Source organism: Mycobacterium innocens, assembly GCF_900566055.1.
In the GTDB taxonomy this organism is placed as follows: domain Bacteria; phylum Actinomycetota; class Actinomycetes; order Mycobacteriales; family Mycobacteriaceae; genus Mycobacterium; species Mycobacterium innocens.
Genome location: NZ_UPHQ01000276.1, coordinates 14,430 through 26,622, shown reverse-complemented (window position 1 = coordinate 26,622; position 12,193 = coordinate 14,430). Strand labels below are relative to the sequence as shown.

At 67.2% G+C, this 12,193-nt stretch carries 8 protein-coding genes and 1 pseudogene; 1 reads left to right on the top strand and 8 read right to left on the bottom strand.

Going from position 1 to position 12,193, the window contains the following annotated elements; genetic code table 11:
- Positions 1-134 precede the first annotated feature (134 nt).
- Positions 135-501 (top strand): annotated as a pseudogene (locus EET03_RS32055) (transposase); the annotation flags it as partial.
- Positions 502-563: 62 nt separating this feature from the next.
- Here the strand turns inward: EET03_RS32055 and EET03_RS26655 are convergent.
- The 8 genes from EET03_RS26655 to EET03_RS26620 all read right to left on the bottom strand — a co-directional run bounded on the left by EET03_RS26655 (position 564) and on the right by EET03_RS26620 (position 12,169).
- A complete protein-coding gene (locus EET03_RS26655) occupies positions 564-3,836 on the bottom strand; it encodes an arabinosyltransferase domain-containing protein (RefSeq protein ID WP_099193841.1) in 3,273 nt (1,090 codons plus the stop codon).
- The gene (locus tag EET03_RS26650; RefSeq protein ID WP_075544617.1) at positions 3,836-5,809 is read right to left on the bottom strand and encodes a galactan 5-O-arabinofuranosyltransferase; all 1,974 of its coding nucleotides are present in this window, start codon (positions 5,807-5,809) and stop codon (positions 3,836-3,838) included. Before EET03_RS26650 ends, EET03_RS26655 begins: the two co-directional genes overlap by 1 nt.
- 2 nt (positions 5,810-5,811) lie before the next feature.
- Positions 5,812-6,576 (bottom strand): decaprenylphospho-beta-D-erythro-pentofuranosid-2-ulose 2-reductase, encoded by a 765-nt coding sequence (gene dprE2, locus EET03_RS26645; protein WP_036411172.1) that lies wholly within the window; start codon positions 6,574-6,576, stop codon positions 5,812-5,814.
- 10 nt (positions 6,577-6,586) lie between these two features.
- Positions 6,587-7,969, bottom strand: a complete 1,383-nt coding sequence (gene dprE1 / locus EET03_RS26640; protein WP_075544616.1) for a decaprenylphosphoryl-beta-D-ribose oxidase — start codon at positions 7,967-7,969, stop codon at positions 6,587-6,589.
- 110 nt (positions 7,970-8,079) lie between these two features.
- Positions 8,080-8,445, bottom strand: a complete 366-nt coding sequence (locus tag EET03_RS26635) for a GtrA family protein (protein WP_099194290.1) — start codon at positions 8,443-8,445, stop codon at positions 8,080-8,082.
- Positions 8,446-8,581: 136 nt separating this feature from the next.
- Positions 8,582-9,067 (bottom strand): GreA/GreB family elongation factor, encoded by a 486-nt coding sequence (locus tag EET03_RS26630; protein ID WP_075544615.1) that lies wholly within the window; start codon positions 9,065-9,067, stop codon positions 8,582-8,584.
- 190 nt (positions 9,068-9,257) lie between these two features.
- Positions 9,258-9,665, bottom strand: a complete 408-nt coding sequence (locus EET03_RS26625; RefSeq protein WP_244232559.1) for a hypothetical protein — start codon at positions 9,663-9,665, stop codon at positions 9,258-9,260.
- A gap of 434 nt (positions 9,666-10,099) precedes the next feature.
- Positions 10,100-12,169, bottom strand: coding sequence for a spermine/spermidine synthase domain-containing protein (locus EET03_RS26620; protein ID WP_122508848.1), 2,070 nt, complete (start codon positions 12,167-12,169; stop codon positions 10,100-10,102).
- Between the last annotated feature and the right edge of the window lie 24 nt (positions 12,170-12,193).

Here is a 12,193-nt window from a genome sequence, read left to right as displayed (position 1 = left end):
GCGAAAACTTCTGCCTGGGGCCAGGAGGAGCCGTCGGAAATGCGCAGGTATCCAGGCCGTTTCTGAAAGCAGCATGCTGCGACGCCGGAAAAACCTGCTCCCGCTGTATAGCTTTGTTAGCTAACTAACGCCCGATCGAGAGCAGCCCCGAGGTGTTAGGTACCGCCGTTGGTGACAGCGATTCGTTCTGGCGGGAGTTTGTGGCGTCATTGCAAGCTCGCAGATTGTGCGGGTACATCTGGTCATCTCCGATACCCACGCCGGATTGAAAGCCCGTGTGGCCCAATAGTTCCACGGAGCATCGTGGCAGCGGCGCCGAGTCCATTTGGTGCACAACCTGCACCCGGCGGTTACCGGCAAACAGGCTGCGGTGGGCGACCGCGGCGGTCAAGGCAATCTTCGCCCACGCCGATCCCGAGGAGGTCGGCGCGAAATTGGATCTGGGTCGCTGACGCTCTGACAGCGAGCTTTCCGAAGGAAGCGCCATGCGTAGCCGTTGCCTCGTGCCGGCTGGATCTTGTCGGTGGGCCGGGCCCCAACACTCAAGAGGTCAACCGCCACCCCTACCCCTTGCGCATTGGCGCGGGATTCCACAGACCGCTACGGGTCACCGTGCCCAGCTGCAAGCGTGCCGGCTCGGCGTCGGGGTAGTAGGGGGTCAGCCGCTGCAGCGAGCCCCAGTCGCGGAACCAGTCGTCCTTGAGATAGCTGGCCACCGTCGTCGCGCGCAGCAGCAGCTCGGCGATGCCCAGCGGGCCGCCGCCGTTTTTGTCCATGACGGGAGAGTTGGCCTCGGCGCCGAACCGGTCCGGCAGGATCCGCCATTTCGGTGTCTCGACGACGCCGTTCTGATGGCCGAACGGTCGCTGGCATGGGAATGCCAGCCCGACCAGCCAGTCCAGGAACACCGGATCCTTGGAACCCACCACGTCCTGCAGTGTGCGCAGCCGCGGAATCCGCGGCGGTGTCAAGGCGATCCAGTGCTGCGGAGCCAGGTCCTCGTCGTCGGCCACCAGGCGAATCTGGGTGGCGCTGTCGGGAATGGCCGACAGCGGCGCGCGTAGGTTACGCCAGGCCGGCACCGCGCCGACATCGGCAAAGCTCATCGAGCCGCCGGGGTGTCCGGACGCCGCTTGGTCGTCGGTGGCCCATTGCACCTGGACTTCACGGGGATCGAAGCGGCCGGCTGCCGAAACGACCAGCAGCGGTGTCTTGTTGCGTTCCTCCTTGGGGGGCAGGCGATACCAGCCCGACCGGAGCAGCGCGGGCACCTGGATGCCGGCCCGCCAGCTGCCCAGCACCGGGGTCCGGGCTGGGTCCAGGTTGAAGGGCAGCCGGGCGCGGGAGCCGTTGATCCCCGGTGCGGCGGTGGTGCCGCCTTCGGTGCCGGCTTCGGTGCCGGTGACCAGGCCGTCGTCGTTGATGAAGCTGCGGTCGCCCGGACGTTCCATCACCGGGTCGGCGGAGACGTCAGCGGGAATTCCGTTGGGCGTAAAGGATTCTGATAATCCGGCCCCGAGCGCCTCGGCAACCGGAGCGCTCACTGGCGGCAGCATGCCGGCGTCGGGATCGAGCTCCACCAGTACGTCTTCGGCCAGCCCGCATGTCTTGCCGGTGACAGCTTGCAGGTTGGACCGGCCGACGGACCACGCCGGGTACTGGGAAATCATCCCCAGAGTCAGCGACGCGACCTCCATGATCACCAGCAGCCACGTCGCAATTGCCAACGGGGACTGGATTATCCGGGCCAGCCGTGCCCCGATCCGGGTCTTGGGCGACCCGTCGTCGGTGTCGACGAAGTTAAACCACGCCGCCACCACCAGCACCACGACCGAGAGCTCGAGCAGCGCGGTGGTGAGCGACCAGCGCCACTTCGGGAACGAATTCGACCACGGAACACCGAAATTGGAGACATACCACCAGCCGTTGACGCTGGCGAAGGACAACGCCATCACGAAGATCACCACGGCGGCGAACACGGTGCGGTTACGTCGGGACCGCATTGCCGCCCCGGTTACCGCGACCGCGGCCAGCGCCCCCAGTGAGCCCGCCAGCCCGGCGAACACCCCGAAGTGGTGGGTCCATTTGGTCGGGGTGAACATCATCGCCAGGAACGAGATGATGGTGATCCCGATGATGCGGCGGCTGGGACCGGCGGCCGTGCCCGGAATTCGCCGTTTGCGCAACGACATTGCCACCGCGACGGCGAGCGCGACGACCAGCGCCAGCACCGCGAAGCGGCGGGCCACCGACCCGTCGGGGCTGGCCATGAACAGCCGCTCGTAGCGGATGTGTTCGTCGAACCACTTGAGGCTGGGGCCGACGGCCCGCTTGAGCAGGCTTGCCTGGGTCTCGCCGGCAAACGTCTGGTCGCGGAAGATCAGGATCGCGGTGACGGTGGCCGCGGCGAGCAACGGCGCCAGCAGCGGCAGCGCGCCGAACTGTTTGTAGCGCCGGTGCAGGATGGTCCGCAGCGGCCCGATCGCGACCAGCAGCGCGCCGATGGAGGCGATGCCGGTTGGCCCGGAGAACAGCGTCAGCGCACCGAGGATGCAGGCGATCGCCACCGGCAGCAGCCGGCTGGTGGACACCGCGCGCTCGACCGAACACCAGGTCAGCAGGATGCCCAGGGCGATGATCGGCTCCGGCCGCAGGCCGTTGTTCAGCGGCAGCCACACCGCCAGGAACATCCCCGCCGCCGTCCACGCCGCAGCGCGGCTGTGTTTGACGGCGTGGCCGAGACGGGGGATGACCTCGCGGCTGATCAACCACCAGCACGTCAAGGCCATCGCCAGGGTGGGCAGCCGCATCCAGACGCTGGCGGTGCTGACGTGTGCCCACAGTGCCAGCAGGTCGTAGTACCAGCCGAAGGGCGCCTCGGGCGTGCCGAACCAACGGTAATAGTTCGCCATGTAGCCGGCACGTTCGGACACCCTGGCCATGGTGAGGATGTAGCCGTCATCGGAGGTGTTGGCGCCGACGAAGTGCCACCACACCAGCACGGCGATGACCAGGGCGTCAAGCCCGCCGATCGACCACCAGCGCTGCGGCAGGATGCGCCGGTGGCGAGTGCCGTCGGCGGTGTCGAGGACGTGCAATGCCACCAGGGCGACGGCGGTGGACAGCAGGCCCAGGATCATCGCGGCCATCTTCAGCGGGGTGGGGCTGCTGCTGTAGCGGGTGTCGACGGTCGCCGAGAAGCTCAGACCCGGCGGTGTCGGCCCGGACAGATCGGTGAACACCCCGACGATCTGCGGCCGAAAGTCGTAGCCGCTGCGCTCCCCGCGCAGCGGTTCGCCGGCATGTTCGGCGTTGGGACCCTGTTTGAGCCCCACGAATTCGGCGGCGACCTTGTCGGCGTGGGCGGTAAACGACAACTGCTGACATGCGGGGCTCAGCACCTGGCTCAGCGGAGCGCTGACCACCGGGACATTGCGCACCACCAGCACCAGGTCGTCGTTGGCGCGCTGGATGAGCAGCCCGCGGTCGACGGCATTGGGGGCCTGCTTGGGCACCGTCGACAACAGCACGGTCTTGCCGGTGTTCTGCGGCCCGGCCAGTCCGGCGGCGGCCTGGCAGGGGATGGCGATGTTGAGTTCGGTGGCCACATAGCTGATCAGCGGCGCCTCGACGCTGGTGAAGGTGCCGCTTTGCGGCCAGTTCAGTTGCGCGGTGGTCTCCTTGACCGGCAGCAGCGGGGTGGCCAGCGCCAGGATGGTCCCGAGCAGGCCCGCGACGGCGGCGACGAACCGAGCGATCCGGTAGTTTGCTCCCGCGTCGCTCACGGAGGTAGATGGTAATTGTTGCAGCGCGCCCGGTGCGGTTTCGGTGGCCATCAGGCGCCCGCCGCCGGTTTGCGAATGGCCAGGACGAAGGGGCCTATGGTGTCGACGCTGAAACGGGGGTCGGCGAAGAGGGCGGACTTCAGATCCACGGTGTAGCGACGGACGTTGGGCTGGTTGGGGTAGACGTCTTCGGCCAGCCGCAGGGTGTAGGTATTAGCTCCAGCGGCATTGGAGCCGCGGCGCATCAGAAACACCGTCGGCGCCGGCCAGGGCAGCTTGTCCAGGGCGGCGATGAACTCGCCGGCGGTCTTGAGCTTCGCCCAGCTCTCGATGTGGGCGGCGCGCTTGTCGAACTGCGCCAGCGGGTTGGCGTAGTGCGACGTCAGCCCCTGGAAACCCCAATATGGGTAGTACGACAGGAAGCTGTAGTCGGCGGTAAGCACCACTAGCTGATTGCGCGGTTTGCCGGTGACCTTTCGGATGGCCGCGTCGACCGCCGGGTAGTACTTCTCGGAGCCGGGCGGGCGCCGGTCACCGCGCTGGCCGTGGCCGTCGGTGTCGGTGTAGGCGACCGTCAGGTCGGGCCGCAGCACGTCGGGAATGTCCTGGCTGAACGCGATGGCACCGGCCAGTCCGATCGCGCCGGCCACCGGGAGCACAGCGTGCCGCCTTACGGCCAGCGCTTGTGCCACCTCGACGAAGCCGAACACGCCCGCCGCGGCCAGCAGCACGGTCAACGTCGGCTGCAGCCGAAACGACAGCAGCGTGGTGCGCGCCAGCGTGGTCAGCATCGACAGCAGCGACCACAGGTAGACGGCCAGCACACCGATGGCCAGCGCGCCGGCCCGGGTCGACGACCGCGCCCGGACCACCAGCCACAGGGTGCCCAGCAGGCACAGCGCGCCCAGCAGCGAGAACTGCAGCATCGGGAAGGCCAGTTCGGCGCCGTCGGCCGGCAGGTAATGCTGGGCGCTGCCGGTGTTGCTGACCGGGTCGCGGGCCGCCCGCAGCAGATACGGCAGCCAGGTGCTGGAGCCGATGGCCGCCGCGATGACGCCGATGACGGCCAGCCGGCGCAGCGGGTCGACGGCCGCCTTGAGGCCGCCCTGACGCCACCGGGACCCGGCCAGCAGCAGCGCCATCAGCGCGACAGTGAACGCGCTGTAGGCGAATAGCAGCGTGTACCAGGTCGCCGCGAAGCCCAGGAAGACGCCGGCGCCGACGACGGCGGCCCAACCCGCCCTCGTCGGCGCCATCCAGGCGTGTGTGACTATGGCGTCACCCTCGGCTTCGGGCGTGACTGTGGCGTCACGCTCGCGGCGGCGATCGCCGGCGCGCAGCCCCGACCAGGTCAACACCAGCACCGGCGGCAGCAGCACGGTGATCATCGCGGCGTACGGCTCCGGCGAGCTGTAGGCCAGCGTCACCGCCGCCGTGGCGGTGGTGACCAGCAGCGCGTATTCGAAGCGGATCAGCCGCCACCACAGCACCAACGCGACCGCGACAGCGACGGTGATCGAGGTGATCGCCCAGGGTTTGAACATCTCCCAGGCGGGTGTGCCGGTCAGGGCGGCGGCGCGACCGCCGATCCAGAACCAGCCGGGCGGGTAGAACGGCGGCAGCCCGAGGTAGGTCATGTCCTGCAGGGCGGGGCTGTCGGCGAGCCGGGTCAGGTACTCGGTGCGGAACTGCTGGTCGACCGAGACGCCGAACAGGTACAGCTTGGTGGCGCCCAGCGGCATGCCCAGCGTGACGACGGTGAACGCCGACACCAGCACCAGCCCGCCCAGCTGCGCCAGCCGGCGAAACCGCCCGGAGCGCCACCCCCAGCCGACGGCGAGCAGCCCGGCCAAACAGCCGACCTGGCCGACAGTGGTCAGCGCATGCAACTGGTTGGACGACGGGAAAGCCGGCCACTCCACCCGCGAAATAGCGTTCAGCGCTACCACGGCTACGACCACAGCCACCAGCGCTGCCAGGGCCATCTGGCCAATAGTGGCCAGCGCGTTGCGGGCGCCCGGCATGCTCAGATGGGCAGCTTGCGGAAGATGCTTCGCGGGATGTGTCGCAACACCATCATCACGTAACGGAATGCTGCTGGCGCCCAAACCAATTCCTTACCTTTTGCGGCCGCGGTCACCGCGAGGTTGGCGACGTACTCCTTGTCGACGGTCAGCGGAGCTTCCTTGATATGCGCGCTCATCCGGGTACGGACCTGGCCCGGCCGGATCACCAGAACCCGAACCCCGTACTCGCGCAACGCCTCTGACAATCCAAGGTAGAAGCCGTCCAGACCGGCCTTGGTGGAGCCGTAGACGAAGTTGGACCGGCGCACCCGTTCGCCGGCCACGGTGCTCATTGCGATGATCTGGCCGAAGCCCTGGGCACGCATCTTCTCGGCCAGCAGCACACCCACCGAAACCGCCGCGGTGTAGTTGATCTCGGCGATTTGCACCGCCTTGCGCTGGTTCTGCCACAGCTCTTCGGCGTCCCCGAGCAGGCCGAACGCGACGATGGCCACGTCTATGTCGCCATCGGCAAAGCACTGCTCGATCACCTTCGGGTGGCTTTCGGTGTCCACCGCGTCGAAGTCGACGAGTTCCACCGACCGCGCGCCGGCGGCCTTCATCGCAGCGACCGCGTCGTCGCGGCCCGGGTCGTCGGGCAGGCAGGCCAACACGATACGGGCCGGAGCGTTGCGCAGGTAGCGCTCGCAGATGGCCAGCCCGATTTCGGACGTGCCGCCCAGCAGCAGGATGGACTGGGGGTTTCCCACGGCATCAAGAACCATTGCGCACCATCTAGAGCAGCTCCAAACGTCGGGCCATGTCGGAGGCGAACACCCGCAGCGGGTCGACCTTGCGGCGCACGGCAATCCATTCGTCGATGCGCGGATACATGGCGTGGAAGGTTTCGGCGGTGGTGCGGGAATCCTTGGCGGTGTAGAGCCGGCCGCCGAATTCCAGTACCCGGCGGTCCAGTTCGCTGACGAACTCGTTCAGGCCGGCCTTGATCGGGAAGTCGACGCAGATGTTCCAGCCCGGGATCGGAAAGCTCAGCGGTGCCCGGTTGCCGGGGCCGAACAACTTGAACACGTTGAGAAACGAGTAGTGGCCGCTGGCCTGGATGTCGCGGATGATCTTCTTGAACTCGTCGACCGCCTCGGTGGGAATCACGAACTGGTACTGCAGAAAACCCGCCGGACCGTAGGCGCGGTTCCATTCACCGAACATGTCTAGCGGGTGGTAGAACTGCGTCAGGTTCTGGATCTTGCCGCGGTAGGTTCCGGACTTGCGGTACCACAGCTCGCCGATCGGCCCGAAGGTGTATTTGTTGGCCAGCCCGTTGGGGAACACGTCGGGGAATGTGAGCAGTTGGGGCGCATCGAATTTCAGCGGGTTGCGCTGCAACTTCGTGGGCAGCTGTTCCAGCCGGGCCAGCGAGCCGCGCGATATGGCCGCCCGGCCCAGCTTCGGGGGGGCGCTGATCGCGTCGAACCAGGCGCTGGAATAGGTGTAGTCGGCTTCGCTGCCGTCGCTGTGCAGGGCGATGGTCTCGTCCAGGGTGGCGGTGACGTCACCGTCGGCGATGAAGTACGCGGTCTCGGTCGGTGTCATCTCGATGGTGGCGCGCAGGATGATGCCGGTCAGCCCGTTGCCGCCGACGGTGGCCCAGAACAACTCGGCCTCGTCACCGTCCGGGGAGAGCCGTCGGACCTCGCCGTTCGCCAGCAGCAGGTCCATCGACCGCACATGGTTGCCGAAGCTGCCCGCGCTGTGGTGGTTCTTGCCGTGAATGTCGCAGGCGATCGCGCCACCGACGGTGACTTGCCGGGTGCCGGGCAGCACCGGCACCCACAGCCCGAACGGCAGGGCGGCCTTCATCAGCTGGTCGAGGTTGACGCCGGCGTCGACGTCGGCCAGCTTGGTGTCGGCGCTGATGGAGTGGATGTTGTTCAGCCCGCTCATGTCGATCACCAGGCCGCCGCCGTTTTGCGCGTTGTCGCCGTAGGAGCGGCCCAGGCCGCGGGCGATCACACCCCGGGCACCGGATTCGGCCGCCCGGGCCACCGCCTTGGCGATCACTTCCGGATCGGGCGTGCGCAGCACGTCGGCCACCGAGGGCGCGGTGCGGCCCCACCCGGTCAACCGGGTTGGGGTGGTGGAACTGGCGTTGCTCGACATCGTCAAAGAGGGTACCGCCTCCCGCGGTGACGCCGCGGGACGCCGACGTCCGGCAGCGGAACAGCTCGATCGAGTGTGCGGCGAAGCCGGACGATAGGTCCGCAGTCCGCTCAGCGGATCCGGAAGATCACCGCTCGCTGCACGACGAAGTTGATCACCGTGGCGGTGCCCTGCGCGATCACGAACGCGACGGGTATCGCCCACCCCCGGTAGTGCAACAGCGCCAGGCACAGATGGTTGAGCCCGACCTGCACGGCGAAGGTAACCGCGTAAAGGCCCATGACCGCGGCAAACCGCGCTCCGCTCGGCGAGGCCTGGAAGGTCCATCGGCGGTTGATCAGGTAGGCGGTGATGGTGCCGACCACGACGCTGATGAACTTCGACAGGTCAACCTGCAGGCCCACCCCTTTGTAGAGCGCCACGTAGACGCTGAAGTCGACGATCGCCGCGAAACCGCCGGTGACGACGAAACGCATCATCTGGGTCGTCAGATGCAAGTGCTGATGGTGCTCGCGCGTGGGCGCGGCATCAGGCTCGGGCGGGATCATCGGGGGGAAGTCTAACTGGGCCGGCCCGCGCCTCGGGTGCCTTCCGTTTCCGTGCGTCGGCCGATCAGGCGGGCAACTTCATCGCGATCAGCTCGACCTGACTCGGCCCCCGGGGGGTGGAGTAGGTGACGGTGTCGCCGGGTTGACGCCCGGCGAGCGCCTGACCGAGCGGGCTATTGGCGGTCAGCGTTTCCGCTTCGTGGCCTTCGGGACTCTCTTCGATGATGGAGATCACGTGCATCGTGACGACCTCACCGTCGGGAAACCGCAACGTCACCTCGGTGCCACCGGGCAGTGTGTCGGACCCGGTGTCGCGCAGCGGCCCGGACTTGAGCCGCCGGTCCAGTTCGTTGATCCGGTCTGCGAGTAGGGCCAGCTCGTCGGCGCGCTGGATCGCCTCGGCGGCGTCCCCGTGGTCACCGACCATCCCTCGGTCATTCTTGACCTCGATCTCGAGGCGGTCGTGGCGTTGCCGCAGCCTGGCCAGCTCGGCGGCGAGGTGATCGCGTGCCGCTTCCGCCAGCCCCGTTGATTGGACTTCCTCGCTCACGTCCGCAGACCTTTCGCCCCAGGTTGCCGGTAGGTGCCGTGCGCCGATTGCACATCGGAATCGCGGCGTTTCAGTGTTACACCACTAACGCCCGGCCGTCACTGATATTCGCCAAGCGGATATAGCCGCTTATTCGCGCGGTTAACCATCGGGCGGCCCTGCCGCCCGGAGCGGCGTGCCGATCACGTGGTTACGCACCCTCTTTGGCGCCGCTGGTGAGCGGCGACACCACGTTGTCCGAGTCCTCGTCGTAGTCCAGCGTTCCGCCGCGCAGCGCGTCGAAGATGGCCACACCTTGCGAAACCAGCCCGGCGGCCACCTGGCTGAGCCCTTCGGCGCCGTTGAGCACGGTCAGATTCGCCCCGGCCAGGCCTCGGGCGGCCTTCTCCACGATGACCGGCAGCTGGTCGATGAGCATCCGGTCCAGCGCCACCCGGTTGTGCGACGCCGCCGCTTCGGCCTGAATCTTCATTTTCTCCGCGTCGGCGACGGCCAGGATCCGGACCCGTCTGCGCCCCTGGTCGCCACGATCAACGTCCCGACGCAACCGATCACCGAGGCGTCGCTCACGAAGGCATCCTGCTCCTTCAAGGGGCACGGCGTCGAGTTTTGCCGGCCGCGTCCGACAAACCGCTGCCCATATCGGTCGTCGCGTGATACCTGGTAGAGCGATTCGAATTCGAACGGAAAACTGCTACGCGGATTTGGGCCGGCACCCGGGGCACCAGTGTCGACTCCGCTACCGATCCGGCGGACCCGGTATCGTGATCGGGTCGGGAACCGTTGTCGCCCTTGATGACTCAGTTCTGCTCCGGTTGACGATCGGGCGACCGGCTCGTGGCCGGCGGGCAGCTGGGCGGTATCGCGCCCGAGGACTTTAATCGAATGCCCGCGCTGAAAATTGGGAATTGTCAGCCGAATCCGGGTTCACTCGGGGCACCCCGTCGTGCGGTACTGCGTCGCCACCACCGGCGTCGGCATCGCTTCTGGCGCAATGCATCTCAACGCGGATGCGGTGCAAGGCGGCCGTGGTCAGACGGTGACCAGCGCCCCGTCCCGTTTCGGGGTCAGCACGAACGCGAGCAGGTAGAGTACCCCGACGACGATCAACAGATTGCGGTAGCCGGTGACCAGGGCGCCATATTCGAGGCAGCCCCCGAGAATGGAACCCAGCAGATTGATGGCGAACGCCGACTGTGCGTGCTCGGTGGCGGCGAAGCGTTTGGCAAAGGCGATGTTGGCCAGGTAAATCGGCAGGAACCCGACCACGCAGGCCAGCAGCAGTCGCGGCCAGAACGGCCAACTCAGCAACCAGGCCGGGTCGATCACGTACGCCATTACAAGGGACGCGACGATGGTCCCCCACACCACCGGAAGCGGTGGAGTGCGGAATTTCCGGGTGGTCTCGACGGCCGCCAGGACGATCACCAGCACCCCACCGAAGACCAGCGCGTTCACCAGCCAGGTGGTGCCGAACAGCAGCGCGAAGGTAGCGATGTTCTTGGTCTCCAGCAGCAGGAACGCGGCGCCCATGAAGAAGAGGTCGAAGTAGGACCGCATCGATCGAAACGACCCGCCCAGCAGCCGGACTGTGAGCAGCGTGATCAGCATGATTCCGGCCAGTGCCCACAGATACATGGCCGGGATCGCGCCGCCCTTGTAGTAGAGGAACGGACGGTCGTCGGTGGCGGGTGAGACCACCTCGCTCGGCGGTGCGTACGGCGCGGCGCACTTCTGATTGGCCGGATCGACCGCGACGGTGATCACCGCACGGCGACTGGCCGTCTGGTCGACGCACGGCCGATGTCCGAAGGCGGCGGCCGCCGTCTCGGCCAGCCGGTCGATGAGCCAGGGCTGGCGATAGGCGTTGTACATCGCGAAGACACCGCTCGGCTTGAGGTGCTCGTAGGCCGTCCGTAGCGCGCGATCGGTGAACAGGAACGATTCCAGGCGAATCTGCGAGGCGCCGTTGACCAGAGCCAGCGAGTCCGGCAGCGCGAACAGGATCAGGTCGTAGGTGGCGTCGGTCGATTGCAGGAAGGCCCGGCCGTCGTTGATGTGCACGGTGACGCGCGGGTCCGCGTAAGCCCGGTCGGGGTTGCGCCTGACGCCGATCTGCACGAGCCGCGGGTCGATGTCCACCGCGTCGACGTGCTTGGCCCCCTTGGACAAGGCAATGGCGACATCGGACCCCGACCCCGCCCCGACGACGAGCACGTTATCCAGGCGCAGCGAGTTCGTCCGCTCATAGGGCACCCGGTACTGCTGGTATGTCGGAGCGGACTGGGCGAGAATCCAGTCTGCGGGCGCCATCACCTGGTGCGGGATGCCGTTGACCGAGATCGCCACCAGCGTCGCGCCGTCCCACGACCGGTGCCCCCAGGTCTGCACCTTGTAGTACGGCGACCAGGAGACGCCGGCCGTGATCGACTCCGCCAGCAGGACCAGGATCAGCCCGGCACCCGAGATCGCGGTAACCACTTTGAATCCGCGCTGGTTCAGCGCCACCAGCATGACGGCGGCGATCATCCCCCACACCACCGACGGCGCCCGCAGGAATGACAGCAGCGTGAACAGGCCGATGCCGAGCAGCGAGCCGATCAAGTCCCAGCGGTAGCAGGTGAGCGCATCGAGTTGCCCGAAGCAGCGACCGACCACCTCGCCCGGTCCGGCCATCAGCGCCGCTACGACGACGAAGACCGCCGGCAGCACGATCCAGGCCGGCAGGCCGCTGGGGCTGGCCGACGTGAAGTAGATGATGTCGCTGCCGCTGCGGTTCAATCTGATCGGAAACAGCTGCACGGCGAGCACCAGCAGCATCAGCAACACGCTGGACAGCGGCAGGATCGACCAGGATTTCCGGGAGATCAAGAAACCCATGCCGATGCCCAGGAACGAGCCGAGCAACACGAAGTTGGTGAAGTACGACAGATGCAGCACGTTCGACCCGAGCCAGCGGATCAGGACGAGCTCGATGAACAGTATCGCCGAGCTGCCCAGCACCAATCGGGCGATGACGGCCCGGGCACCGCGCCCTGTTGCCCGTTCGGGCGCCGGTTGCCCGGGCCGGGTCGAGGTCCGGGCCCGCAGCGAGGAGCTCACCGCCGCATCATGACATGTCGTGAC